The sequence below is a fragment of the Burkholderia sp. AU19243 genome, from assembly GCF_018148075.1.
Taxonomy (GTDB): Bacteria; Pseudomonadota; Gammaproteobacteria; order Burkholderiales; family Burkholderiaceae; genus Burkholderia; species Burkholderia latens_A.
This window is the reverse complement of the sequence record NZ_JAGSTV010000022.1, coordinates 49,977-76,442: the sequence shown is the minus strand read 5'-3', so window position 1 is coordinate 76,442 and position 26,466 is coordinate 49,977. Positions and strand designations below refer to the sequence as shown.

Below are 26,466 nucleotides of genomic sequence, written 5' to 3'. Positions count from 1 at the left end.
TATCTGTCGGTGCTGACCGCGCAGACCGATCTCTACTCGGCGCAGCAGACGCTGATCAGCGCACGGCTCGCACGCTGGACGAACCTCGTCGACCTGTATCGCGCACTGGGCGGCGGCTGGATCCAGCGCGCCGGCGAGACGCCGCGCGCGCCTGACGAGACGGCCGGCTACGACAAGGCGGCCGCACCGGCGAGCGCGTCGGCAACCGCGACGAACGGGTAAGCACGGCGGCGGACACGGGCGGGGAACCGCTCCGCGTCGCCTCAGCTGCAGCACCTTCGATGCGACAACGCCACGGACTTTCGTCCGTGGCGTTTTTTTTGGTGCGGTCGATGGATGCGAGCCGTGTGCGGCGAAGGCGGATCGTCGCCCGCGTCGCACGCATCGCCGCCGCCGTCGCGGGCCCGCTCCGCAAAGCAAAACGCCACGGCAGGCCGTGGCGTTTTATCCTTCGCCGCAGCATTCGGCTGCGGCCGCTGCAAGACCAATCAGTGATGCACGTCGGCCGGACGTCCGTCGAAGTCGTGCCCTGCGCGGCGGATTTCGCAACGCGCTTCCTTTTCGCCCTTCACGCCGTTGAACACGATGTTCAGGATCACGGCCGTGGCCGATGCAAGCAGGATGCCGCTGTGCAGGATCGGCGCGAGCGCCGGCGGCAACTTCGAGAAGAAGTGCGGCGACACGACCGGCACGAGGCCCATGCCGACGCTCACGGCGACGATGAACAGGTTGTGCGCGTTGGTCACGAAGTCGACCTTCGACAGCACCTTGATGCCGTTCGCGGCGACCATCCCGAACATCACGATGCCTGCGCCGCCGAGCACGAACGGCGGCACCGATGCGACGACCTGCGCCATCTTCGGGAACAGCCCGAGCAGGACCAGGATCACGCCGCCGGTCGCGCAGACGAACCGGCTCTTGACGCCGGTCACGCCGATCAGGCCGACGTTCTGCGAGAACGACGTATGCGGGAACGAGTTGAAGATGCCGCCGATCAGCGTACCGAGGCCGTCGACACGCAGGCCGCGCACGAGGCGCTCCTGATTGACCGGACGATCGACCATGTCGCCGACCGCGAGGAACATCCCCGTCGATTCGATGAACGTGACGAACATTACCGTGACCATCGTCGCGATCGACAGCGGGTCGAAGTGCGGCATGCCGAAGTGGAACGGCATCACGAAGCCGACCCACGGCGCAAGCGCGACGCCGTCCGTGTTCACGCGGCCGATCGCGAACGCGATCACGAAGCCGGCGACGATGCCGAGCAGCACCGAGATGTTCGCGATGAAGCCGCGACCGTACTTGTTGATCAGCAGGATCAGCGTGAGCACGAGCAGCGACAGGCCGAGGTAGACGGGACTACCGTATTCGGGATTGCCGACGCCGCCGGCCGCCCAGTTGATCCCGACTTCCATCAGCGACAGCCCGATCACCGCGATCACCGTGCCGACGACGACGGGCGGGAAGAATCGCAACAGCCTGCCGATCATCGGCGCGAGCACGATGCCGATGATGCCGGCCGCGATCGTCGAGCCGAAGATGTCGAGAATGCCGAGGCCGGGGTTCGTGCCGATCGCGATCATCGGGCCGACTGCCGCGAACGTGCATCCCATGATCACCGGCAGCCGGATCCCGAAGATCCACAGGCCGAGCGTCTGGATCAGCGTCGCGATACCGCATGAAAACAGATCGGCGCTGATCAGGAACGCGATCTGGTCTTTGGGCAGCTTCAGCGCGCCGCCGACGATGAGCGGCACGGCGACGGCGCCGGCGTACATGACGAGGACGTGTTGCAGACCAAGCGTTACAAGCTTGCCGGTCGGCAGCACCTCATCGCACGGATGGACCGTGTTCGATTGCATCTGTCTCACTCCATGATCTTGTTTTCAGGGTGGTACGAAGTTATGCGGAATACCACATCGCAACAAGAGCGCTGGGTCCTATTCCGTTCTTTGCTGGTTCGATATGCCATTTCGGCATGAAGGGCGGTGTCGATCATCGGGAAACTGCCGCTGGAGTGAGGTTCCCCGGTTTTATAGCCGTCCAAAATAGCGCGGACCCCGGTGTCAAATATCGGTGTCTTTATGGTGTGTATCGCGACCTCGGCATAGTGGCAAAAACGACCGGTGGAAAATCGCGCCGGGTTAACCCGCGGGCACGCGTTCGCGCCGGCACGGTGCATCCCGGTGGAACCTGCCCGGCGGCCGCGTTCGTGCATCGTCACGGTGACGAAAGACGCTGCGCCGATCGGGCCGCATGTCGCGATCCCGCTATCATCGGGATCCGTTTACTCGAATACGCAACCCGTCATGCGCCTGCTCGGAATCGACCTCGGCACCGGCTCCATCAAACTCGTCACGCTCGATGCCGATGGCGTCGAGCGCGCAGTCGCGAGCGAATCTTATGCGTTGTCGTCACCGCAGCCCGGCTGGGCGGAAATTGCGCCGGACGTGTGGTGGCACGCGCTCGTGCGCGCCGCTGCGCGGCTGCCGGCCGGCGAGCGCGAGCAGGTCGCCGCAATCGGGTTCTCGGGCCAGATGCACGGCGTCGTAGCGATCGATGCGGCCGGGCAGCCGGTGCGGCCCGCGATGCTGTGGCCCGATACGCGCGCGGTGCGCGAAGCGGACGCGGCCGCCTGGAACGACGCCGGCGTGTCCGTCGCAGGTGCGCCCGTTGCCCCAAATCCCGTCGCGCCGGGGATGGCGGGGCCGCTGTTGCGCTGGCTGGCCGCACATGAACCGCATGCGCTGCAGGCGGCGCGCTGGGTCGTACAGCCGAAGGACTGGCTGCGGGTCGCGCTCGGCGGCGACGTCGCGGCCGATCCGAGCGATGCGTGCGCGACCGCACTCGCGACGCCGGACGGGGCATGGGACACGGCGCTGATCGACAGGTTCGGCCTGCCGCGAGACCGCTTTGCGCCGGTGCGCGCATCGAGCGCGCGCTGCGGCGTGCTCGACGCGAAGGCGGCGGCGGCACTCGGGCTGCCGGCCGGCGTGCCCCTTGCAACCGGTGCGGGCGATACCGCGTGCGCGGCGCTCGGCAGCGGGCTCGTCGCAGCCGGCGACGCGCTGCTGACGACCGGCAGCGGCGGCCAGATCGTCGTGCTCGCGCACGCTTTGCCTCCCGCGCGGCGCGGGCTGCATCGCTATCGGACGGCAGCGGGCGGCGGCTATTACACGATGGCCGCGATGCAGAACGTCGGGCTCGCGCTCGAAGCCGTGCGCGGCTGGCTCGGCTATGCGCGGTGGGCGGACGCATACGACGAAGCGTTCGCGCAGCCGGCGTCCGAGCGGTTGTGCTTTTTGCCGTACCTGACGGGCGAGCGCTCGCCGTGGATGAACCCCGATGCGCGCGGCGGCTGGCTCGGGCTCGGGCTCGGCGACACGCGCGGCGCGATGATGCGTGCCGCATTCGAAGGTGTCGCATTCGCGTTGCGCGCGGGACTCGACGCGATCCGCGATGCGAACCGCACCGATCCGGTGACGACGCTGCGTCTGGCCGGCGGCGGTTCGGTCGATCCGCGCTGGCGCCAGTTGCTTGCGGATGCGCTCGGCGCATCGCTCGACGCGGTCGATTGCCCCAACGCCGCGACGCGCGGCGCGGCGCTGCTCGCCGGCGTCGCGATCGGGCACTGGCGCGAGGACGCGCTGCGCGCGCTGGCCCCGGCCGCGTCGTCGGTCGCCGTACCGCGCGACGATCGGGCGCTCGCCGCCCGTCACGCGCGTTTCGTCGATCTGTATGCGCGAACCGACGCATGGTTCACGACCGGCGATTAAACTCGGGCACGTGGCGCTTTGCAGCGGCGATGACGCATCGCGGCAAGCCGGCGGCTGTTTCGCGTGCGCGATGCGCGGCGCGATCGGCGATCATGGCGGGCACGCCGCGGCTTCGACGTGCCGCATCCGGGCCTGCGTCGCGGCATGGTGCGACCCGATCGTGCGCGTGCCGGCCGAGACGTGCCGCGGCAGCGCCGATCCGATGAAGAAGGGCGAATCGTTTCGCCCGAACGTGCTGTATTGAACGGAAGGGAATCCCATGCTCGAACTCGTTTCTTCGCATGCTTGCCACGGCGGCGAGCAACGCTTCTATCGCCACGATTCGACGGCCATCGGCCTGCCGATGAAATTCTCCGTGTACCTGCCGCCGCAGGCCGCGCACGGCCGCGTGCCGGCGCTGTTCTATCTCGCGGGGCTCACGTGTACCGACGAGACGTTCGCGATCAAGGGCGGCGCGCAGCAGTATGCGGCGCAACACGGTGTCGCGCTCGTGATGCCCGATACGAGCCCGCGCGGCGCTGGCGTGCCCGGCGAAGCCGATGCGTGGGATTTCGGCGTCGGCGCGGGCTTTTACGTGGACGCGACGCAGGCGCCGTGGTCCACGCATTACCGGATGGAGTCGTACGTGACCGGCGAGTTGCGCGAGCTCGTCACGACCGCGTTGCCGATTGACGGCGCGCGCCTCGGGATCTTCGGACATTCGATGGGCGGGCATGGCGCGCTGACGCTCGCGCTGCGTCATCCCGAGCTGTATCGCTCGGTGTCGGCGTTCGCGCCGATCGCCGCACCGACGCGTTGCCCGTGGGGCGAGAAGGCGTTCGCGGGCTACCTCGGCGACGATCGCGACGCATGGAAGCAGCACGACGCGAGCGAACTCGTCGCGCGCGCGGATGCGCCGAAGTTCGCGGACGGCATCCTCGTCGACCAGGGTCTCGCCGACCAGTTTCTCGCGAACCAGCTGAATCCGGACGTCTTCGAAGCCGCGTGCGAACAGGCAGGCCAGCCGCTGACGCTGCGCCGCCATGAAGGCTACGATCACGGCTACTACTTCATCTCGACGTTCATCGCCGATCACATTGCGCATCATGCGCGCGTGCTGGCCCGATGAGCGCGTCAAGCAGGTAACGCACATTTCGCGCGGCGAAGCGCGCGCAAAAAAACGCCGGCGTTGCCCATCGGGCACGCCGGCGTTTTCGTTATTGCCGCTCGACGTTCAGGGGCGCCGCAACAAACTCGCCCCATACACCAGCGCCGACAACGCCGTAATCCAGAAACTCGTCGGCCAGTCGGTGTGATAGGCGAGCGCGATGCCAACCCACGCTTCGAACAGCGCGAACAGCGCGGCGAGCGCGACGCCGGTCGACAGCCGCGTCGACACGTTCTGCGCGGCCGCCGCCGGCCCGACGAGCAGCGTGAACACGAGCAGCACGCCGACGATCTGGGTGGCCGCGGCCACCGCGAGCGCACACACCGCGAGGAACAGCATCGACACCGTGCGCAGCGACACGCCTTTCGCTTCGGCCAGCTCCGGCTGCAGCGACGCGAACAGCAGCGGCCGCGCGATCAGCGCGAGCGCGACGAGGCTCACCGCGCCGATGCCGGCCAGCACCGCGAGGGTGTCGTGGCTCACCGCGAGCACGTTGCCGAACAGCAGCGCGGTGACCTGCGTCGCGAACGACGTGTAGAAGTGCAGAAACAACAGGCCGAAGCCGAGTGCGCCCGACAGGATCACGCCGATCGCGACGTCGCGACCCGCGAGCCGTTCGCCGAGCGCGCCCATTCCGATGCCGGCCGCGAGCGTGAAACCAACCATTCCCCAGATCGGCGAGATGCCGAGCAGCACCGCGCCGGTTGCGCCGGTGAAGCCGACGTGCGACAGCGCATGGCCGGCGAACGTTTGTCCGCGCAGCACCAGGAAATAACCGACGATGCCCGCGAGCACCGCGACGATCCCCGACGCGGCGAACGCGTTGATCATGAAATCGTATTCAAACATCGTGCGAATGCCCGGGATGAGCGTGTCCGTGGTGGTGATGGCCGTGGCCGCCGCCGCCGTGCGAGTGGCCGTCGTCTTCCTCGTGTTCGTGATCGTGCTTCTCGATCTCGACGTCGCCGGACATCACGAAGATCTTGCCGTTCACGCGCATCACGTCGATCGGCGACCCGTAAAGCCGCGACAGCACCGGCTTGGTGATCACCTCGTCGACGGTGCCGAGCGCCGCGACGCCGTTGCCGAGGTACAGCACGCGATCGAGCGCGTTCAGCAACGGATTCAGTTCGTGCGCGGAAAACAGCACGGTAATGCCGAGCTCCCGCTGCACATTGCGCACGAGTTCGACGACGCCGCGCTGATGATTCGGATCGAGGCTGATCAGCGGCTCGTCGAGCAGCAGCAGTTTCGGGCTGCCGAGCAGGCACTGCGCGAGCAGCAGCCGCTGCCGCTCGCCGCCCGACAGCTCGGACAGCGGCCGGCGCGCAAGCGCCGCGCCGCCGACGAGCTCGAGCACGCGATCGACGTCGCGCCGCGTTGCCGCGTTCGCGTGCGGCAACCCCCAGCGATGCCCGTCGGCGGCCATCGCGACGAAGTCGTAGCCGCGCATCCGGCGATTCGCGAGGCCGCTGCGGATCTGCGGCATGTAGCCGATCGACGCGTTGCCGCGCTCGACAGGCGCGCCGCCGACCGACAGCGTGCCGCCCGTGACCGGAACGAGGCCGAGCACTGCGCGCATCAGCGTGGTCTTGCCTGCGCCGTTCGGTCCGAGCACGCCGACGAATTCGCCGGGTTCGATCGAGAAGCTCGCGTCGCGCAGGATAGTGCGACCGCCCAGTTCGAGCGTGACGCGATCGAGCGAGAGTGCGTGGGGAGTGGCGGTCATTTCTTGCTGGCGGAAAGCGCGGCCGCGAGCGCGTCGAGCTGGCCGGCCATCCATTGCTGGAAAGTCTTGCCGGCCGGCTGCGTCTCGGTGACGCTCACGCTCGGCACACCGCCGTCGCGCGCGATCTTCAGCAGGCGCCGGGTCATCGGCGCTTCGGCCTGGCTGTTGTAGATCAGCGCGCGCACCCGCTTGTTGCGAAGGTCGTTTTCGAATGCGGCGACGTCCTGCGCGCTCGCCTCGGTATCGTTCATCGTCGCGAGCTGGAAGCGCTGATTGCGCATGTCGAGGCCGATCGCGTCCGACATGTAGCCGAACACCGGCTCGGTGGCCGTCACCGGCACACCCTTGTACTGCGCGCGCAGCGCGGCAATCTTGTCGTCGACGGGCTTCAGCGATGCGATGAACTTCTGCAGGTTCGCGTCGTAGTCGGCCTTGTTCGCCGGGTCTGCACGGCCCAACTCGGCCGCGATCGCGCGTGCGGCGACCGGCATCGTGGCCGGGTCGTACCACAGGTGCGGGTTGTCGCCGGCCTTCTTGCCGACCAGGTCGGCGACGACGATCGTCGCGCGTTTGGGCTGCTTCGACGCGGACAGCAGCTTGCTCATCCACGGATCGTAGTTCGCGCCGTTGTAGATCACGAGCTGCGCGCGCTGCAATGCGCGTGCGGTTTTCGGGCTCGCTTCGAACAGGTGCGGGTCCTGATCGGGATTGCTCAGGATGCTCGTTACCGCGACATGGCTGCCGCCAATCTGCGACGCGACGTCGCCATAGAAGTTCTCGGCGGCGACGACGTTGACGGCCGCGGCCTGCGCGACACCGGGGGCGGCGACCGACAGCATCGCAGCCGCGGCGGCTGCGGCCGCGAACAGGCGGGCAAGCGGCATGGCGCGCCGCGGCGCGCGCTTCAGGGCAATGGACATGAAACTCCTCGTTGGAAAGGGCGGCGCCGTGCGCCGCACGTGTGCGACGTCAGCGTTGCGCGGGCTTGCCCTTGCAGTGCCCGCACAGGCCGTTCAGCTCGACGACCTGATGGTGGACTTCGAACCCGTGCGCAGGCTCGCTCGCGGACAGTTGCTTCGCGAGGTCGCTGCCCGGGATCTCGACGGTCTCGCCGCATGAATCGCAGATCAGGAACTGGCCTTCGTGCGGCACGCCGATCTCGCAGCACGCGAAGAACGCGTTCTTCGATTCGATCCGGTGGATGAAGCCGTGCTCGACGAGGAAATCCAGCGCGCGATAGACGGTGGTCGGCGGCACGCGGCCGCGCTGCGGCTCGAGTTCGGCGAGCAGGTCGTATGCGCCGATCGGGCGCTGCGCGGCCAGCACGCGTTCGTAGACCTGGCGGCGCAGCGGCGTCCACGCGAGCCCGTGCTCGGCGGCGAATGCGTCGGCCCGGGACAGCCGGGCGTCGATGGGCGATGAGGTAGCCATGGCGGGAGGCGGCCAATGAAACGAAGTATCGCGATGATATAACGTATCTCCGCGCCGTGCAGCGCCGATTCCGTGTCGCGCGCCTGCTGCGCCCCTCGCCGCCACTTCAGCCGCGCCGCACCCAGCGCGTGACGCCTTGCGGCACGTGGCGTCCCGGCCGGCAGCCGATGCCGCCGTGCCGCAGCGCATCATCGAAAGCCGGCCCGCCGCCTTGACAGCGTCAATCGCGTATCCGATCATTCGACCAACAACAGAGCAATTGATCGGTCGGCGAGCGTTCGCTCACCTCACGATCTTCGTGCAGCAGAACGAACCGGAGACAACCAGTGAGACTGGCAGACAAGGTCGCGATCCTCACGGGCGCGGCAAGCGGCATCGGCGAAGCCGTCGCGCAACGCTATCTGGACGAGGGCGCGCGCTGCGTGCTGGTGGACCTGAAGCCCGCGAGCGGTTCGCTCGCACGGCTGGTCGAGGCCAATCCCGGCCGCGCGGCGGCCGTCACCGCCGACGTCACCCGCCGCGACGACATCGAGCGCATCGTCGCGACCGCCGTCGAGCGTTTCGGCGGCGTCGACATCCTGTTCAACAACGCGGCGCTGTTCGACATGCGCCCGATCCTCGACGAATCGTGGGACGTGTTCGACCGGCTGTTCGCGGTCAACGTCAAAGGGCTGTTCTTCCTGATGCAGGCCGTCGCACGCCGGATGGTCGAGCAGGGGCGCGGCGGCAAGATCGTCAACATGTCGTCGCAGGCGGGGCGTCGTGGCGAGGCGCTCGTCTCGCATTACTGCGCGACCAAGGCCGCGGTGATCAGCTACACGCAGTCGGCCGCGCTCGCGCTCGCGCCGCACCGGATCAACGTGAACGGCATCGCGCCGGGCGTGGTGGACACGCCGATGTGGGAGCAGGTCGATGCGCTCTTCGCACGCTACGAGAACCGGCCGCTCGGAGAAAAGAAGCGGCTCGTCGGCGAAGCGGTGCCGCTTGGCCGCATGGGCGTGCCGGCCGACCTGACGGGCGCCGCGCTGTTCCTGGCGTCGGCCGACGCCGACTACATCACCGCCCAGACGCTGAACGTCGACGGCGGCAACTGGATGAGCTGAGATGCCGCCGCTCGTAAGCGCAACCCCGGTGGGTCCGCCGCGCGCGGCCGCCGCCGAACGAGGGCATGCCTGATGGCCGAGATCGTGGTTGCCGGCGAACTGCTGGCCGAATTCGTCGCCGCCGAGCGCGGCCAGGGCTTCGACGCGCCGGGCATGTTCGCGGGGCCGTTTCCGAGCGGTGCGCCGGCGATCTTCGCCGATCAGGCTGCGCGGCTCGGTGCGCGCGTCGCGTATGCGGGCTGTGTCGGCCGCGATGCGTTCGGCGACGCGATCGTCGCACGTCTCGAACGCGACGGCGTCGACGTCACGCGCATTCGCCGTGTTGCGCGCCCGACCGGCACCGCGTTCGTCGCGTATCGCGACGACGGTTCGCGCAGTTTCGTGTTCAGCCTGTCGACCAGCGCAGCCGCGTGCGTGGACGCGTCCGATGTCGACACGCCGATGTTCGACGGCTGCCGCTACTTCCACGTGATGGGGTCGTCGCTGACGAGCGAATCGGCGATCGCGGCCGTGCAGCGCGGCGTGATCGAAGCGGCGCACGCGGGCGCGAAGGTGTCGTTCGACCCCAACGTGCGGCCCGAGATGCTGAGCTTCCGGCCGATGCGCGCGGCGCTCGACGCAATGCTCGCCGCGTGCCACCTGTTCCTGCCGAGCGAGGCCGACTTGCCGTTCTTCTGCGGACCGCAGCCGGCCGAACGCGCGATCGCCGGGCTGCTCGCGACTCATCCGCTGCTCGAGCGCGTCGTGCTCAAGCGCGGCGCGGCCGGCAGTGTCGCGTTCGATCGGGCGAGCCGCGTCGATGCGCAGGCCTACCGTGTTGACGAACTCGATCCGACCGGCGCGGGAGACTGCTTCGGCGGCACGCTGGTCGCGAGCCTCGTCGCGGGCCTGCCGATCGACGTCGCGCTGCGCCGCGCGAACGCGGCCGGCGCGATCGCGGTCACGCGGCGCGGCCCGATGGAGGGTAACAGCAGCGCGGCCGAGATCGACCGCTTCCTGACCGAACGAGGTGTCGCATGCCCGGCCTGACGAGCATCGCGGAGCACGCGCGCACCGCGCACGCTGGGACCGTGCTGCGGATGATCTTCGACGCGAACCGCGCGAATGCCCAGCGCGGCATCTACTCGATCTGCAGCGCGCACCGGCTCGTGCTGGAAGCCGCATGCGAAGCCGCGCGCGCCGACGGTTCGCCGCTGCTGATCGAGGCGACCTGCAACCAGGTCAACCATCTCGGCGGCTATACCGGCATGACGCCCGCGGACTTCCGGCGCGACGTCGATGCGATCGCGCAACGCTGCGGGCTTGCGCCGTCGGCGCTCGTGCTCGGCGGCGATCATCTCGGGCCGAACCCGTGGCGGCACCGCCGCGCGGCCGACGCAATGCGCGAAGCGGCCGCGATGGTCGCCGCGTATGTCGAAGCCGGGTTCGAGAAGATCCATCTCGACGCGAGCATGGCGTGCGCGGACGATCCGGTGCGGCTCGACGATCGCACAATCGCCGCGCGCGCGGCCGAGCTGTGCCGGGCCGCGGAGGATGCCGCGGCGCGCGCGGGCGTTGCGCCCGTCTACGTGATCGGCACCGAGGTGCCGACGCCGGGCGGCGAAGTCGCCGGCGACGGCGATGCGGACGGCGCCGCGATCGCGCGGATCGCGGTCACGCGCAGCGACAGCATCGCCGCGACGCTCGACGCGCACCGCAGCGCGTTCGCCGCGGCAGGGCTCCACGACGCATGGACGCGCGTCGTTGCGATCGTCGCGCAGCCGGGCGTCGATTTCGACGATCGTCATGTGCTCGACTACGACAGCGCGAAGGCGGCGTCGCTCGGCGCGAGCATCCTGCGCACACCGCGCCTCGTGTTCGAGGCGCATTCGACCGACTACCAGACCGAAGCCGCGCTCGCCGCGCTCGTGCGCGATCATTTCGCGGTGCTGAAGGTCGGCCCCGCGCTGACCTTCGCGCTGCGCGAGGCGCTGTTCGCACTCACGTTCATCGAGGATGCGCTGATCGACGACGTCGCGCAGCGTTCGCGCCTGCGCGACGTCGTCGACGCCGCGATGCGCGCGCAGCCGGAACACTGGGCGCCGTACTATCGAGGCGACGAGGCCGAGCAGCGGCTCGCGCGCCAGTTCAGCTACAGCGACCGGATCCGCTACTACTGGCTGCAGCCGGCCGTTGCGGCGGCAGTCGAGCAATTGTTCGGCAACCTCGCGCGGCAGCCGGTGCCGGAAACGCTCGTCGCGCAGTGGCTGCCGGACGTGTACGCAGCGTGCCGCGCGGGCGGCCTCGCACGCGAACCGCGCGCGTGGGTGCGCCACCGGATACGCGACGTGATCGCGCACTACGCGCGCGCGTGCGGGATGCAGCGGCCGGCATGACGGGCCGCGAAGGAAACGCGGCAACGCGACATACGCACTACGCAACACGCAATACCGACGACAGTTCGAACAATCACAGGAGACATGCCATGCAACGAAAGATGCTCGATGCCGCCGTACGCTGCTTCGCCGGAGCCGCGCTTGCGACGGCCGCGTGTGCGGCGTCCGCCGGCACGCTGACGATCGCGACGCTGAACAACCCGGACATGATCGAGTTGAAGAAGCTGTCGCCGGCGTTCGAGAAGGCGAACCCCGACATCAAGCTGAACTGGGTGATCCTCGAGGAAAACGTGCTGCGCCAGCGCGCGACCACCGACATCACGACCGGCAGCGGCCAGTTCGACGTGATGGCGATCGGCACCTACGAGACGCCGCAGTGGGGCAAGCGCGGCTGGCTCGCGCCGATGACGGGCCTGCCCGCCGACTACGACCTGAACGACATCGTCAAGACCGCGCGCGACAGCCTGTCGTACAACGGCCAGCTCTACGCGCTGCCGTTCTACGTCGAAAGCTCGATGACGTTTTACCGCAAGGACCTGTTCGCCGCGAAGGGGCTCAAGATGCCCGACCAGCCGACCTACGACCAGATCGCCGAATTCGCGGACAAGCTCACCGACAAGTCGAAGGGCACCTACGGGATCTGCCTGCGCGGCAAGGCCGGATGGGGCGAGAACATGGCGTACGTGTCGACGGTCGTGAACACGTTCGGCGGACGCTGGTTCGACGAGAACTGGAACGCGCAGCTCACGTCGCCCGAATGGAAGAAGGCGATCAATTTCTACGTGAACCTGCTGAAGAAGAACGGGCCGCCCGGAGCGAGCTCGAACGGGTTCAACGAGAACCTGACGCTCACCGCATCGGGCAAGTGCGCGATGTGGATCGACGCGACGGTCGCCGCCGGGATGCTCTACAACAAGCAGCAGTCGCAGGTCGCCGACAAGATCGGTTTCGCGGCCGCGCCGGTCGCCGTCACGCCGAAGGGCTCGCACTGGCTGTGGGCGTGGGCGCTCGCCGTGCCGAAGACGTCGAAGCAGCAGGACGCCGCGCGCAAGTTCATCGCGTGGGCGACGTCGAAGCAGTACGTCGAAATGGTCGGCAAGGACGAAGGCTGGGCGTCGGTGCCGCCGGGCACCCGCTCGTCGACGTATCAGCGCGCCGAGTACAAGGCCGCCGCGCCGTTCTCGGACTTCGTGCTGAAGGCGATCGAGACGGCTGACCCGAACGATCCGTCGCTGAAGAAGGTCCCGTACACGGGCGTGCAGTACGTCGGGATTCCTGAATTCCAGTCGTTCGGCACGGTGGTCGGGCAGGCGATCGCCGGTGCGGTGGCCGGCCAGATGTCGGTCGACCAGGCGCTCGCCGCGGGCCAGGCGGCCGCCGATCGTGCGGTGCGGCAGGCCGGCTACAAGAAATAACGCCGGAAGTCACGCGGCGCGCACCGTGTGCGGCAGCGCGCACGATGCGCGCCGCCGAAGCAGCAATGCGGGCAGGCCGTTCGCGCCCGCGCATCAACCGGAGGGACTCCGATCATGCGTCATTTACGTCTTCCCCTGGGCCACGCGCCGTCGGTCGGCGACGCGTCGACGCCGCTCGCGCCGCGCCGCGCGCGCGGCGCGAGCTGGCTCGTGTCGCCGTCCGTCGCGGTGCTGCTGCTGTGGATGTCGATTCCGCTCGCGATGACGATCTGGTATTCGCTGTCGCGCTACAACCTGCTGAACCCGGACGTGAAGGGTTTCGCCGGGCTCGACAACTACCGCTTTCTCGCGACGGATCCGTCGTTCCTGCCCGCGATCTGGCACACGCTCGTGCTGATCGGCGCGGTGCTCGCGATCACGGTGATCGGCGGCGTGCTGATGGCCGTGCTGTTCGACCGCAAGTTCTACGGGCAGGGCATTGCACGGCTGCTGGCCATTGCGCCGTTCTTCGTGATGCCGACGGTCGCCGCGCTGATCTGGAAGAACATGATCCTGCATCCGGTGTACGGGCTCGTCGCGAATGCGATGCGCGCGTTCGGGATGACGCCGGTCGACTGGTTCGCCGATTACCCGCTCACCGCGGTGATCATGATCGTCGCGTGGCAGTGGCTGCCGTTCGCGTTCCTGATCCTGTTCACGGCGATCCAGTCGCTCGACCAGGAGCAGAAGGAAGCCGCGCGCATCGACGGCGCGGGCCCGATCGCGATGTTCTTCTACATCACGCTGCCGCACCTGAAGCGCGCGATTGCCGTCGTCGTGATGATGGAGACGATTTTCCTGCTGTCGATCTTCGCGGAGATCTACACGACGACGGGCGGCGGCCCGGGCAATGCGACGACCAACCTGTCGTACCTGATTTACGCGCTCGGCCTGCAGCAGTTCGACGTCGGGCTCGCATCCGCGGGCGGGATCATTGCCGTCGTGGTCGCGAACGTCGTGTCGTTCTTCCTGGTGCGGATGCTCGCGCGCAACCTGAAGGGGGAGTACGAGTCATGAGCGACCTGACCATCGAAGGCCGGCGCGCGCCGGCCGCATTCGACCTCGTGCGGCGCGCGCTGCCCGGCGCGCTCGCGTGGCTGATCGCGCTGCTGCTGTTTTTCCCGATCTTCTGGATGGCGATCACCGCGTTCAAGACCGAGCAGCAGGCGTATGCGTCGACGCTGTTCTTCATGCCGACGCTCGACAGCTTCCGCGAGGTTTTCGCGCGCAGCAACTACTTCGCATTCGCGTGGAATTCGGTGCTGATTTCGGCGGGCGTCACGGCGATCTCGCTGCTGCTCGCGGTACCGGCCGCGTACGCAATGGCGTTCTTTCCGAACCGCCGTACGCAGAAGGTGCTGCTGTGGATGCTGTCGACCAAGATGATGCCGTCGGTCGGCGTGCTCGTGCCGATCTATCTGCTCTGGAAGAACGCGGGGCTGCTCGATACCGTGTCCGGCCTCGTGATCGTGTACACGTTGATCAACCTGCCGATCGCGGTGTGGATGACGTTCACGTATTTCAACGAGATTCCGAAGGACATCCTCGAAGCCGGCCGCATCGACGGCGCGTCGACGTGGCAGGAGATCGTCTATCTGCTGATGCCGATGGCGCTGCCGGGGCTCGCGTCGACCGCGCTGCTGCTCGTGATCCTGTCGTGGAACGAGGCGTTCTGGAGCATCAACCTGTCGAGCTCGAACGCGGCACCGCTGACCGTGTTCATCGCGTCGTATTCGAGCCCTGAAGGCTTGTTCTGGGCGAAGCTGTCCGCGGCGTCGCTGCTCGCGGTCGCGCCGATCCTGATCGTCGGCTGGCTGTCGCAGAAGCAGCTGGTGCGCGGGCTCACGTTCGGGGCGGTCAAATGAGCGCGGCCGGCGAAGGTGCGGCCGGCAAGCGCGCGGTCGGTCATGGCGTGAACGTGCTGATCTGCGATTGCGACGGCGTGCTGATCGACAGCGAGGCCGTCGCCGCCGACGTGATCGTGCGCGAACTCGATGCGCGCTGGCCGGGCGTCGATGCGCGGCCGGCGGTGATGCCGCTGCTCGGGCTGCGCATCGAGCGTGTGCTGGCCGGTGCGAGCGAAGCCGTCGGCCGTACGCTGTCGGCCGACGACGTCGATGCGATCCGCCGCGCGGTCGAAGCGGCGGCTGTCAACGCGCCGATGGTGGACGGCATCGATACGGCGCTTGCGGCGATCGAGCTGACGACCGCGTGCGCGAGCAACAGCTACCGCGCGTACGTCGAAGCGGCGCTCGCGCGCACCGGCCTCGCGCGCTTCTTCGGCGACCGGCTGTTCTGCGCGGACGCCGTCGCGCGGCCGAAACCGGCGCCCGACGTGTATCTGGCGGCCGCGCGCGCGCTCGGTGCGGTGCCCGCGCAGTGCCTTGTCGTCGAGGACAGCGTGACCGGCATCACTGCGGCCGCGGCGGCCGGCATGACCGTGCTCGGCTTCGTCGGCGGCGGGCATGCGTCGGCCGCGCAGATCGACGCGCTGCGAGGCATCGGCGCGCGGCACGTGTTCGACGACATGCGCGAGCTGCCCGACTACGTTGCGCGCTGGCAGGCGACGGGCGCCGTGCTGCCGGGCTAACGGCGAAAGACGATCGCGCGCGGCGTCGCCGCGGCGCACGATACATCAAGCATCACGAACGAACGGAGACAGACCATGGCAAGCGTGCTCCTGCGCAATATCGCGAAGCGCTACGACGACACCGAAGTGCTGCGCAACGTGAACCTCGACATCGCCGACGGCGAATTCGTCGTGTTCGTCGGCCCGAGCGGCTGCGGCAAATCCACGCTGATGCGGATGATCGCCGGGCTCGAGGACATCTCGAGCGGCGATCTGCTGATCGACGGTGCGAAGGTCAACGACGTGCCGAGCGCGAAGCGCGGCATCGCGATGGTGTTTCAGTCGTATGCGCTGTATCCGCACATGACGCTGTACGACAACATGGCGTTCGGCCTCAAGCTCGCGGGCGCGAAGAAGCCCGAGATCGACCAGGCTGTGAAGCAGGCCGCGAAGATCCTGCATATCGATCATCTGCTCGACCGCAAGCCGAAGCAGCTGTCGGGCGGGCAGCGACAGCGCGTCGCGATCGGCCGGGCGATCACGCGCAAGCCGAAGGTGTTTCTGTTCGACGAGCCGCTGTCGAATCTCGACGCCGCGCTGCGCGTGAAGATGCGGCTCGAATTCGCACGTCTGCACGACGAGCTGAAGACGACGATGATCTACGTGACGCACGATCAGGTCGAGGCGATGACGCTCGCCGACAAGATCGTCGTGCTGTCGGGCGGCGACGTGCAGCAGGTCGGCACGCCGAACGCCCTGTACCACGCGCCCGCGAACCAGTTCGTCGCGGGCTTCATCGGCTCGCCGAAGATGAATTTCCTGAAAGGGGCGGTCGAGTCGGCCGATGCGGGCGGCGTGCTCGTGCGCTTCGACAGCGGCGACATGCAGCGTGTCGCGGTCGACGCGGCCGGATTGCAGCGCGGTGCGCCGGTGACCGTCGGCGTGCGGCCGGAGCATCTGCTCGTCGGCGCGGCGGCGCAACATGTGACTGCGAAAACGATGGCCGTCGAGTCGCTCGGCGACGCGGCGTATCTGTATGCGGAGTCGTCGGCCGCACCGGACGGGCTGATCGCGCGAATCCCGCCGCTCGACACGTACCGTACCGGCGAGGTGCTGCAGATGCATGCAGATGCCGAGCACTGCCATCTGTTCGATGAGCACGGCCATGCGTTCCCGCGGCTCGGCGTGCACGCGAAGGCGGCGTGAGCGCAGGCCGGTCCCGCGACGTTGCGTGATGCAACCGCCGGCGCGCGCGGCCGGTTACGGCACGTATCGAACGAGCCGTCGAGCGGTGACGGCGGCCGATAGCCCGGTACGGCGGATTGAAACCGGCTGCGCCGGTTTGGCGTCTTCGTTTTGCACGACCTCCATCGGCGCCATTACGCGTCGAGCGCCGCGCGTGCGCACGTCTCGTCGGTCACGAGCCCCGACACCCAGCCGCCGCGCAGCGCGGCGATCACCGCGTTGCGCTTCTTCGGGCCGCCCGCGAACGCGATCGTCGGCCGCTTCGGCGGCGTCGCGAGCGGCACGCTGGTCACACGCGCGCTCGTCGATACTTCGACGAGCCGGCCCTGCGCGTCGATCGGCACGCCGAGCAGCTCGGCCACCGCACCGCGCGCGATCATTTCGTCGCGCTCCTGTTCGGTGATGAAGCCGTCTTCGTACAGCGGGCAGTGCGGGCCGATGTTGCCGATTCCGACGAACGCGACGTCGGCCTGCGCCGACAGCGCGTCGACGATCCGGTACAGCCGGTGATTGCACCACTGCGCGCGCTCGGCGTCGCTGTCGGCGAACAGCGGCGCGGGCAACAGGAAATGCTTGCCGCCCGTTTTTTCGGAAATGTACTGCGCGACGTCGTAGCGGTTCGACGAGCCGTCGGCCGCGATCGCGCCGACCATCGACACGAGTCGATGCTGCGGCCGCTCGATCTGCGCGATCTGCGCGACCGCCGCCTTCAGCGTGCGGCCGCTGCTGACTGCGATCACCATCGGCCGCGTCTCGTTCAGATAGCGCTCCATCACCTGCGCGCCGGCAACGGCCAGCTTGCGGTCGATCGCATCGGGCGCGTCGGCATCGACGGGCACGACTTCGCACATCGCGAGCCCGTAACGTTTCGACAGCTGCGCGCCGAGATCGAGACAGTCGGCGAGCCGGTGATCGACGCGCACGCGGATCAGGTTCTTCTCGACCGCGAACGCGACCAGGCGCTGCGCGACGGGGCGCGACACCTGGAGCTTTTCGGCGATTTCGTTCTGCGTGTCGCCGGCTACGTAGTAGAGCCACGCGGCGCGCGTGGCGAGATCGAGTTTTTCTGAGGATTTGGACACGATAGCGGTTCGGTTCGAATCTGGGCCGGCCGTCAGGCGGCGCAACGACATCCACTGTAACGCATGCCCGGCGGCGGCCGACGCACTCGGCGCGCCGCAGCAGCGCGTTACGCGAGCCGCGCGCGCGACGGCTCGTAAAGCGGGCGCACGTGCCGATACAACGTGCGGAACGCATCGAGGCGCTCGCGCAGCGCCGCATGGCGGGACGGATTCGGCGCGTATTCGGCGCGCACCGGCGGCTTGGTCAGCACCGTATGCGGATCGCCGCCGACGGCGAGCCAGCCGAGGCGCGCGGCGCCGAGCGCTGCACCGGTTTCTCCGCCGCCGTGCTGGCGCGTGCGCACGTTCAGCGCGTCGGCGATCAGCTGCGCCCAGAACGCGCTGCGCGCGCCGCCGCCGATCAGCGACAGGCGATCGGTTTCGACGCCGGCCGCATGCAGGGCGTCGAGGCCGTCAGCCAGGCCGAGCGTCACGCCTTCGAGCACCGCGTAGCCGAGATGCGCGCGCTCGGTTGCATGTGTCATCCCGAAGAACACGCCTTGCGCATATGGATCGTTGTGCGGCGTACGCTCGCCGGACAGATACGGCAGAAACAGCGGGGCAGTGGCGAGCGCGCCGGCATCGAGCGCCTCGATTTCGGCGAGAAGTGCCGGCTCGTCGGTGCCCGTCAGCTTGCAGACCCAGCGCAGGCAACTGGCGGCCGACAGCACGACGCTCATCAATTGCCAGCGATCGGGAATCGCGTGACAGAACGCGTGCACGGCCGACGCGGGGTTCGGCATGAAGCGGTCGCCAACCACGCTCAGCACGCCCGACGTGCCGAGCGACACGAAGCCGTCGCCCGCATGAATCGCGCCGATGCCGAGTGCGCTCGTCGCGTTGTCGCCGCCGCCGCCCGCGACCACCACCGCCTCCGACAGCCCCAGCGCGCGCGCGACGTCCGCGCGCAGCGTGCCGGACGGCGCATTGCCTTCGACGATGCGCGGCATCTGCGCGCGCGTCATCCCGCAGGCGGCGAGCAGCGCGTCGGACCAGTCGCGGCGGGCGACGTCGAGCCACAGCGTGCCGGCCGCGTCCGACGGATCGGACACTTTCGCGCCGGTGAGCCGGAACCGCAGGTAATCCTTCGGCATCAGCACGCACGCGGTCGCGGCGAACACGTCGGGTTCATGCTTCGCAACCCATAGCAGCTTCGGCGCGGTGAAGCCGGGCATCGCCAGATTGCCGGCGAGCGCGTGCAGATCGGGCGCGCGTTCGGTAAGCAGCGCGCATTCGTCGGCGCTGCGCATGTCGTTCCACAGGATCGCGGGGCGCAGCACGCGGTCGTCGCGGCCGAGCAGCACCGCACCGTGCATCTGCCCGGACAGGCCGATTCCGCGCACCTGCGCGAACGCTTCACGGTGCCGCTCGCGCAGTACCGCGAGCGCGGCGAGCGTGCCTTGCCACCAGTCCTCCGGATGCTGTTCCGCCCAGCGCGGGTGCGGCCGCGACACGCTGAACGGCGTGCCTGCGGTGCCGACCACGGTGCCGTCCGGGGCCAGCAGCAGCACCTTCACTTCCGAAGTGCCGAGGTCGATGCCGAGATACATGAGCGATCCGTTCCGTCAGAGAGGAGCCGCTACTTTAGCCGTACGCAAGCACCGATGCCAACGCAGGTTGGCCCCGATGCAAGGCCGCGTGCGCGCGGCAGCCGCCGGAACCGGCGCCGCGCATCAGCGCTGCGCGAGCCATGCATCCACGCGGGCGAGCCCGGCGCGTAGCGCGTCGTGCAGCGCCGCGTTGCCGGCGACCGAGCCCCACAGCGCGCGGCTTGCGCACAGCGCGGCGGCCGGATCGTCGGCCTCGACGATCGCGCGTGCGGCGCTTTCGTCCATCACGCCGTCCTGGTACGCATACGGCAGCAGGCCGCGCGCCCAGCGTTCGAGAAAGCGCAGGAACAGCGCCGGAAGCACGGCGGTCGCGACAGGCGCGCGGCCGCGCGCGAACGACTCGACGAGCGTCGGCGCGATGAAGCCGGGAATCTTCGAGAAGCCGTCGGCCGCGACGCGCTGGTTCGTATCGAGCACGTACGGATTGCCGAAGCGTTCAAGCACGACGTCGCGATAGCGCGCGAGATCGAGCGGGCTCGGCGTCAGGCACGGCATCACGTCCTGCGTTACGTAATCGTGCGCGAAGCGGCGGATCGCCGCGTCGTGCGTGCCCTCGTGGATATACGTGTAGCCCGCGAGCGTGCCGGCCCACGCGATGCAGCTGTGCGTCGCGTTCAGGATGCGGATCTTCGCTTCCTCGTACGGGTGCACGTCGCCGACCAGTTCGGCTCCTGCCAGCTCCCAGCGCGGCCGGCCGGCCGCGAAACGGTCCTCGATCACCCACTGAATGAACGACTCGCCCATCACCGGACACGCATCGTCGACGCCGGTGGCCGCGCGCACGCGCTCGCGCACGTCGGCGGTCGGGCGCGGCGTGATGCGGTCGACCATCGCGCTCGGCGTCGCAACGTGCGCATCGAACCACGCGAGCAGGCCGCCTTCGCCGCGCCGTTCGAGGAATTCGCGCATGCCCGCGCGAAAGCGCGCGCCGTTGTTGCGCAGGTTGTCGCAGCTTTGCAGCGTGAGCGGGCCCGCGCCGCGCTGCACGCGTTCGGCGAGCAGCGCGGCGAGCGCGCCGTACAGCGTCGTGCGTGCGCCTTGCAGGTCCGCCGCGAGATCGGCATTCGCGACGTCGAGGCGGTTGTGTTCGTCGAGGTAATAGCCGCCTTCGGTGACGGTGAACGACACGATCCGGCACGCCGGGTCGGCGCCTGCATCGATCAGCGCGGCGAGGTCGACCGACCACGGCAGCACGCGCGAGATCGCTTGAATCGTCTCGTACGCGCGCTCGCCTTGCGGCGTGACGGTTTCGAGCGTGTATGCGCCGTGCTGCGCGGCGAGCGCGTCCATCGTCGCGCGCATGTCGTCGCGGATGTTGCCGACGGTCAGCGTCCAGCGCTCGTCGGCCGGCACGGCCGCGTTCACGCGGTGCAGGTACCACGCCTGATGCGCGCGATGAAACGAGCCTGCACCGATGTGCAGCAGCACGGGCGTGCGGGCGGAGGGCGAGTCGGTCATCCGGTGTCTCCTGTCGCGATCGGAGCGCGCGCAGCTGCGGCGCGGCATCCGCGATCGTTGCTGTCTAATACGATCATTTGCTCTTCATGTGAGCGAATGATCGTATTCGGAGGCGCGAAAGTCAAGGCGCGGACATCGCATTTCGATGGTGCGATGCGGCGGGGAGGGCTGGCGCCGCAGCCGCGAGCGCGGAGGGGCGGAGGGCGAGTGCCGCAGTAATGGCCGCAATGCGCCGGCGGCAAGCGCGGCCGGACACACCGGGCACGGCAGCGCTCACCCCGCGTCGCGCGTCAACGCGACGAGCTCGTCGAGGAGCTTCCCGGCCGGCCCCGGCAGGATGCCGTGACGCCGCCGGAACGCGGTCAGCGTGCGTATCGCGACGACCTCGCGCACCGGCAGCGTATCGATCGTGCCTGCCCGCCGTTCGGCGCCGTACATCGGTTCGGCCATCCAGCTCAGGAAGCCCGCATGCGCGACGAGGCCCTTCAGCGTCGTGACCGAGCGCGTCTCGACCGCGATGTCGGGCAGCGCGAGCCCGTGCGCGTCGAAGGTCGCGCGCATGTGGTCGAACGGTGCGGTGCCGCGCGGCGGAATCGCCCAGCGTGCGTGCAGCGTGTCGGCAAGCGTCGGCGCGCGGCCGAGCGCGCGGAGCGGATGGTGCGGCGCCGCAACGATATGGCTGCGATCTTCCCAGCGGCACTCCGGAATCGCGACGATCTCGTCCGTGTCGGGACCGTAAGCGGACAGCGCGAGATCGATCTCGTGTTTGGTCAGCCCTTCGGCGAGCCGGTCCCACACGCCTTCGATGACCTCGACACGCAGGTTCGGCCAGCGGTCCAGCACGCGGCCGACCGCGACCGGCAAAACCAGGCTTGCGATGCTGCCCACGGTGCCGACCTTGATCGTGCCCTTCGCGAAGCCGCGCATCGCGTCGAGTTCCTCGCGCGCGTGCTCGGCCTCGTGCTGCAGCAGCGTCGCGTGCGGCAGCAGCGCGTCGCCGAACGCGGTCAGCTGGACGCCTTTCGAGTGGCGTTCGAACAGCGGCGCGCCGACCTGGTCCTCGAGCCGCTTCAGGATCCGGCTCAGCGCCGGCTGTGTCACGTGCAGCGCTTCGGCTGCGCGGCCGAGACTTCCGCACGCGACGATGGTCGTGAATGCCCGCAATTGTCGAAGGTCGAAAGTCATGCCAAATCGTTATGGCTTTTCGCAAAAAATACAGTATCCGCGAATGGATCGCGCTTCGATACTGTGGAAACCGCCAAGCCACCGAGGAGACGCCCGAGCATGTCCGGCACCCCGTCCCGATCCGCCACGTCTGCGGCGGCCGCTACACCCGTGACCGTCCGCGAAGCCGTCATCGACCTGTTTCGCCAGTTCGGGATCGACCGCGTGTTCGGCAATCCCGGCTCGACCGAATTGCCGATGTTTCGCGATTTCCCGGCCGACTTCCAGTACGTGCTCGGCCTGCAGGAGGCCATCGTGGTCGGCATGGCCGACGGTTATGCGCAGGCCACCGGCAATGCGGCGGTCGTCAATCTGCATTCGGCGGCCGGCGTCGGCAACGCGATGGGCAACCTGTTCACCGCGTTCAAGAACCGGACGCCGCTGATCGTCACCGCTGGCCAGCAGGCGCGTGCAATCTTGCCGTTCGATCCGTTCCTGGGCTCGACGCAGGCCGCCGAGCTGCCGAAGCCGTACGTGAAGTGGAGCATCGAGCCCGCGCGCGCGCAGGACGTGCCGGCTGCGATCGCGCGTGCGTACCGGATCGCGATGCAGGAGCCGCGCGGGCCGGTGTTCGTGTCCATCCCGGTCGACGACTGGGATCAGCCGGCCGAGCTGCTGCCACGCCGCGACGTGAGCAGCGTCGTGCGGCCCGATCCCGACGCGCTCGCGCGGCTCGGCGACGCGCTCGATGCCGCGCGGCGGCCGGCGCTCGTGGTCGGCGCGGCCGTCGATCGTGCCGGCGCGTGGGACGACGTCGTGCGGCTCGCCGAGCGGCACCGGGCGAGCGTGTATGCCGCGCCGATGTCGGGACGCTGCAGCTTTCCCGAGGACCATCCGCTGTTCGCCGGCTTCCTGCCGGCGATTCGCGAGAAGATCGTTGCGCGGCTCGACGGGCACGACCTCGTGTTGGCGTTCGGCGCACCCGCGTTCACCTATCACATCGAAGGTTTCGGTCCGCACGTGCCGCCGGGCGCGACCCTCGTGCAGCTCGTCGACGATCCGGGCGTCGCAGCATGGACGCCGTCGGGCGACGCGGTCGTCGGCAATCTGCGGCTCGCGGCGCGCGACCTGCTCGCGCGGCCGGCACCGCCCGAGCGGCCGATGCCCACGCCGCGTCCGGCGCGTGCGCGCGTTGCAGCGCCGGGCGGCGGCGAGCGGATGTCGGTCGCATTCGCGCTGCAGACGCTCGCCGACGTGCGCGAGCCGCACGACATCGTCGTCGAGGAAGCGCCGAGCGCGCGGCCGGTGATGCAGGACTACCTTCCGTTCACGCGCAGCGGCACGTTCTACACGATGGACAGCGGCGGGCTCGGGTACGGGATGCCGGCCGCGGTCGGTGTCGCGCTCGCGCGGCGCGGCCAGCGTGTGATCGCGCTGATCGGCGACGGCTCGAGCCTGTATTCGATCCAGGCGCTGTGGAGCGCCGCGCAGCTGAAGCTGCCGATCGCGTTCGTGATCCTCAACAATCGCCGTTACGCCGCGCTGCAGGATTTCGCGCCGGTGTTCGGTTTCGGTCCCGGCGATCCGGTGCAGGGCACCGATCTGCCCGACCTGGATTTCGTCGCGCTTGCGCAGGGAATGCGGTGCCGCGCAGTGCGCGTCGCCGACGCCTCGCGGCTGCGCGCGACATTGACCGATGTGCTCGCCGACGCGCTGCGGGCCGATACGCCCGTCGTGGTCGACGTCGAGGTTGCCTGACGCGCCACGCGTCTTCCGGAGAATCCATGCAAACCGTATCGATGCTGATCGGCGGCGAACGCCGCCATTCGTCCAGCGGAGCGACGTTCTTGCGCCGCAATCCGCTCGACGGAGACGTCGCGTCGTCGGCGCCCGCGTGCACGGTCGACGATGCGCGCGCGGCGGCCGACGCGGCGGCATGCGCGTTTCCCGAATGGGCCGCGCTCGGCCCCGGCGCGCGCCGCGCGCTGTTGCTGAAAGCGGCCGCTGCGCTCGAAGCGAAGCACGAGCAGTTCGTGGCCGCGATGGCGGCCGAAACCGGCGCGTCGGCGCTGTGGGCCGGTTTCAACGTTCAGCTGGCCGCCAGCGGGCTCGTCGAGGCCGCATCGCTGACCACGCAGATCGGCGGCGAGCTGATTCCGTCCGACGTGCCCGGCTCGCTCGCGATGGGTGTGCGGCAGCCGGCCGGCGTCGTGCTCGGCATCGCGCCGTGGAACGCGCCGGTGATCCTCGCGGCGCGTGCGCTCGCGCTGCCGCTCGCCTGCGGCAACACGGTCGTGCTGAAGGCCTCCGAACTGTGTCCGGTCACGCACGGATTGATCGTCGAGGCGCTGCATGAGGCCGGGTTGCCGCCGGGTGTCGTCAACTTCGTCACGAACGCGCCCGAGGATGCGGGCACCGTGGTCGACGCGCTGATCGCCCATCCGGCCGTGCGGCGCGTGAATTTCACCGGTTCGACGCGCGTCGGGCGGATCGTCGCGCAAGCGTGCGCGCAGTACCTGAAACCGGCGGTGCTCGAACTCGGCGGGAAGGCGCCGTTCGTCGTGCTCGACGACGCGGATCTCGACGCGGCGGTCGCGGCCGCCGCATTCGGTGCGTTCGCGAATTCCGGGCAGATCTGCATGTCGACCGAGCGGATCGTCGTCGACGAAGCAATTGCCGACGCATTCGTCGCGAAGCTTGCCGCCCGCGCGTCGTCGCTGCCGCTCGGCGACCCGCGCGACGGCCCCGTCGTGCTCGGCTCGCTGATCGACACGAATGCCGTCGAACGCTGCAACGCGCTGATCGACGATGCGCTCGCGCACGGCGCGACGCTCGTGTGCGGCGGCAAGTCGGGCAGCACGCTATTCCCGGCGACGCTGCTCGACCATGTGACGCCCGCGATGCGCATCTACGCGGAGGAATCGTTCGGGCCGGTGAAGCCGATCGTGCGCGTCGCCGGCGAAGCGGCCGCGATCCGGTGCGCGAACGACAACGCGTTCGGGCTCGCGTCGGCCGTGTTCAGCCGCGATGTGGCGCGCGCGATGCGCGTGGCCGCGCGGATCGAATCGGGCATCTGCCACGTGAACGGTCCGACCGTCCACGACGAGGCGCAGATGCCGTTCGGCGGCGTGAAGGAAAGCGGCTTCGGCCATTTCGGCGGCAAGGCCGGCATCGCCGCGTTCACGGACCTGCGCTGGATCACCGTGCAGACCGCGCCGCGTCATTACCCGTTCCGAGGAGGCGCGGACGATGAGGATCGCGATTCTGGGCGCCGGCGCGATGGGTTCGCTGTTCGGCGCGCTGCTCGCCGAGCGCGGCGAAGCGGTCACGTTGATCGACGTGAACGATGCGCATCTCGATGCGATCCGGCGCGACGGCTTGCGCATCGACGACGATCGCGGCGAACGCCGCGTCCGCGCGTTGCAGGCCGTCCGGCCCGAAGCGGCGAACGCGGCGGCGTGCGCGGCGCCCGACACATCGTTCGACCTGCTGATCGTGTTCACGAAGTCGCTGCACACGCGTGCCGCGCTCAATGGCGTGCGCGCTTTGCTTACGCCGCGCACGTCGGTGCTGACGCTGCAGAACGGGCTCGGCAATGTCGAGACGGTGAACGCGTTCGTGCCGCTCGAATGCATTCTGGTCGGCGTCACGACATGGCCGGCCGATTTCGCCGGGCCCGGCCACATACGATCGCACGGTGCGGGCACGATCCGCATGATGACGGCCGACGGTGCAGCGCGCCCGTTCGCAGCAGCCGTGGCCGACGTGCTGTCGCGTGCCGGGCTTGCGTGCTCGCTCGATGCGGATGTGTGGGCCGCGATCTGGGAGAAGGTCGCATTCAACGCGGCACTGAACACGCTGTGCGCGGCGACGGGCTGCACGGTCGATCAGCTCGCCTGTGTGCCCGACGGGCCACGGCTTGCGCTCGCGATCGCGGCGGAAACGGCTGCCGTCGCGCGCGCGAAAGGGATCGCCGTGGACGGCGCGCGCATCGCACGCAACGTCGAGCATGCGATTCATGCGCACCGCGGTCACCGGCCGTCGATGCTGCAGGACGTGCTCGCCGGGCGCCGCACCGAGATTGACGCGATCAACGGCCAGGTCGTCGCAGCCGCACGCGAGACGGGCGTCGCGGTGCCGCACGCGGACACGCTGCTTGCACTGGTGAGGCTGATCGACGCGCGGCGCGACTGAATGTCAGGCCTGCGGCCGGCGAGCGCCGCACGACGGGAAATGCGCCGCGCATCGCCGACGGCGCCCGACCGACGCGAACGGAACAGC

General features: G+C 69.0%; 21 protein-coding genes and 2 pseudogenes. 14 read left to right on the top strand and 9 right to left on the bottom strand.

Features of this window, described 5'->3' with window-relative positions:
• Positions 1-222 (top strand): annotated as a pseudogene (locus KDW55_RS27635) (multidrug transporter); the annotation flags it as partial.
• A gap of 266 nt (positions 223-488) precedes the next feature.
• Here KDW55_RS27635 and KDW55_RS27630 read toward each other — a convergent pair.
• The gene (locus tag KDW55_RS27630; protein WP_040141725.1) at positions 489-1,865 is read right to left on the bottom strand and encodes a nucleobase:cation symporter-2 family protein; all 1,377 of its coding nucleotides are present in this window, start codon (positions 1,863-1,865) and stop codon (positions 489-491) included.
• A gap of 447 nt (positions 1,866-2,312) precedes the next feature.
• Here KDW55_RS27630 and KDW55_RS27625 point away from each other — a divergent pair, with 447 nt between their 5' ends.
• Both KDW55_RS27625 and fghA read left to right on the top strand, forming a co-directional pair.
• Positions 2,313-3,779 (top strand): FGGY family carbohydrate kinase, encoded by a 1,467-nt coding sequence (locus KDW55_RS27625; protein WP_212161671.1) that lies wholly within the window; start codon positions 2,313-2,315, stop codon positions 3,777-3,779.
• Positions 3,780-4,038: 259 nt separating this feature from the next.
• Entirely contained in the window at positions 4,039-4,887 is an 849-nt protein-coding gene (gene fghA / locus KDW55_RS27620) for an S-formylglutathione hydrolase (RefSeq protein WP_040141719.1), read from the top strand.
• Between the two features lie 105 nt (positions 4,888-4,992).
• On the opposite strand, the gene KDW55_RS27615 is transcribed toward fghA, so the two are convergent.
• Genes KDW55_RS27615 through KDW55_RS27600 form a run of 4 tightly spaced genes read right to left on the bottom strand, consistent with a single transcriptional unit; the run spans position 4,993 to position 8,086 of the window.
• Entirely contained in the window at positions 4,993-5,775 is a 783-nt protein-coding gene (locus KDW55_RS27615; protein ID WP_040141717.1) for a metal ABC transporter permease, read from the bottom strand.
• A complete protein-coding gene (locus KDW55_RS27610) occupies positions 5,768-6,655 on the bottom strand; it encodes an ABC transporter ATP-binding protein (RefSeq protein ID WP_212161673.1) in 888 nt (295 codons plus the stop codon). Before KDW55_RS27610 ends, KDW55_RS27615 begins: the two co-directional genes overlap by 8 nt.
• Positions 6,652-7,575, bottom strand: a complete 924-nt coding sequence (locus KDW55_RS27605) for a zinc ABC transporter substrate-binding protein (RefSeq protein WP_040141713.1) — start codon at positions 7,573-7,575, stop codon at positions 6,652-6,654. The genes KDW55_RS27610 and KDW55_RS27605 overlap by 4 nt, the downstream gene beginning before the upstream one ends.
• Positions 7,576-7,624: 49 nt before the next feature.
• Positions 7,625-8,086, bottom strand: a complete 462-nt coding sequence (locus tag KDW55_RS27600; RefSeq protein ID WP_014896195.1) for a Fur family transcriptional regulator — start codon at positions 8,084-8,086, stop codon at positions 7,625-7,627.
• Between the two features lie 326 nt (positions 8,087-8,412).
• Here KDW55_RS27600 and KDW55_RS27595 point away from each other — a divergent pair, with 326 nt between their 5' ends.
• The 8 genes from KDW55_RS27595 to ugpC all read left to right on the top strand — a co-directional run bounded on the left by KDW55_RS27595 (position 8,413) and on the right by ugpC (position 16,793).
• Positions 8,413-9,189 carry an L-iditol 2-dehydrogenase gene (locus KDW55_RS27595; protein WP_069241701.1) on the top strand — a complete coding sequence of 259 codons (777 nt, stop codon included), beginning with the start codon at positions 8,413-8,415 and terminating at the stop codon, positions 9,187-9,189.
• Between the two features lie 72 nt (positions 9,190-9,261).
• Positions 9,262-10,218, top strand: a complete 957-nt coding sequence (locus KDW55_RS27590) for a sugar kinase (RefSeq protein WP_040141709.1) — start codon at positions 9,262-9,264, stop codon at positions 10,216-10,218.
• Entirely contained in the window at positions 10,206-11,564 is a 1,359-nt protein-coding gene (locus KDW55_RS27585) for a D-tagatose-bisphosphate aldolase, class II, non-catalytic subunit (protein ID WP_212161674.1), read from the top strand. The genes KDW55_RS27590 and KDW55_RS27585 overlap by 13 nt, the downstream gene beginning before the upstream one ends.
• Positions 11,565-11,653: 89 nt before the next feature.
• Positions 11,654-12,979, top strand: coding sequence for a sugar ABC transporter substrate-binding protein (locus KDW55_RS27580; RefSeq protein WP_040141706.1), 1,326 nt, complete (start codon positions 11,654-11,656; stop codon positions 12,977-12,979).
• 114 nt (positions 12,980-13,093) lie between these two features.
• Positions 13,094-14,035 (top strand): sugar ABC transporter permease, encoded by a 942-nt coding sequence (locus KDW55_RS27575; protein WP_040141704.1) that lies wholly within the window; start codon positions 13,094-13,096, stop codon positions 14,033-14,035.
• Positions 14,032-14,883 carry a carbohydrate ABC transporter permease gene (locus KDW55_RS27570; RefSeq protein WP_040141702.1) on the top strand — a complete coding sequence of 284 codons (852 nt, stop codon included), beginning with the start codon at positions 14,032-14,034 and terminating at the stop codon, positions 14,881-14,883. Before KDW55_RS27575 ends, KDW55_RS27570 begins: the two co-directional genes overlap by 4 nt.
• Complete coding sequence (locus KDW55_RS27565; RefSeq protein ID WP_040141700.1) at positions 14,880-15,608, top strand: HAD family phosphatase; 729 nt, start codon at positions 14,880-14,882, stop codon at positions 15,606-15,608. The genes KDW55_RS27570 and KDW55_RS27565 overlap by 4 nt, the downstream gene beginning before the upstream one ends.
• A 75-nt stretch (positions 15,609-15,683) precedes the next feature.
• On the top strand, positions 15,684-16,793 hold the full coding sequence (gene ugpC, locus KDW55_RS27560; RefSeq protein ID WP_059547928.1) for a sn-glycerol-3-phosphate ABC transporter ATP-binding protein UgpC: 1,110 nt from the start codon (positions 15,684-15,686) through the stop codon (positions 16,791-16,793).
• Between the two features lie 173 nt (positions 16,794-16,966).
• Here the strand turns inward: ugpC and KDW55_RS27555 are convergent, their stop codons facing one another.
• The 4 genes from KDW55_RS27555 to KDW55_RS27540 all read right to left on the bottom strand — a co-directional run bounded on the left by KDW55_RS27555 (position 16,967) and on the right by KDW55_RS27540 (position 22,206).
• Positions 16,967-17,965 carry a sugar-binding transcriptional regulator gene (locus tag KDW55_RS27555; RefSeq protein ID WP_200884713.1) on the bottom strand — a complete coding sequence of 333 codons (999 nt, stop codon included), beginning with the start codon at positions 17,963-17,965 and terminating at the stop codon, positions 16,967-16,969.
• A 56-nt stretch (positions 17,966-18,021) separates the two neighbouring features.
• Positions 18,022-19,503, bottom strand: coding sequence for a xylulokinase (gene xylB / locus KDW55_RS27550; protein ID WP_040141694.1), 1,482 nt, complete (start codon positions 19,501-19,503; stop codon positions 18,022-18,024).
• Between the two features lie 123 nt (positions 19,504-19,626).
• A complete protein-coding gene (dalD, locus tag KDW55_RS27545; RefSeq protein WP_209820729.1) occupies positions 19,627-21,021 on the bottom strand; it encodes a D-arabinitol 4-dehydrogenase in 1,395 nt (464 codons plus the stop codon).
• A 273-nt stretch (positions 21,022-21,294) separates the two neighbouring features.
• Positions 21,295-22,206 (bottom strand): LysR family transcriptional regulator, encoded by a 912-nt coding sequence (locus tag KDW55_RS27540; RefSeq protein WP_212161675.1) that lies wholly within the window; start codon positions 22,204-22,206, stop codon positions 21,295-21,297.
• 99 nt (positions 22,207-22,305) lie between these two features.
• Here KDW55_RS27540 and mdlC point away from each other — a divergent pair, with 99 nt between their 5' ends.
• From mdlC to KDW55_RS27525, 3 genes and pseudogenes are all read left to right on the top strand, one after another.
• Positions 22,306-23,943 (top strand): benzoylformate decarboxylase, encoded by a 1,638-nt coding sequence (gene mdlC, locus KDW55_RS27535; protein WP_059547931.1) that lies wholly within the window; start codon positions 22,306-22,308, stop codon positions 23,941-23,943.
• Positions 23,944-23,969: 26 nt separating this feature from the next.
• Positions 23,970-25,418, top strand: a pseudogene (locus tag KDW55_RS27530) (aldehyde dehydrogenase family protein); the annotation flags it as partial.
• A 16-nt stretch (positions 25,419-25,434) separates the two neighbouring features.
• The gene (locus KDW55_RS27525) at positions 25,435-26,379 is read left to right on the top strand and encodes a 2-dehydropantoate 2-reductase (RefSeq protein ID WP_059547934.1); all 945 of its coding nucleotides are present in this window, start codon (positions 25,435-25,437) and stop codon (positions 26,377-26,379) included.
• Positions 26,380-26,466 lie beyond the last annotated feature (87 nt).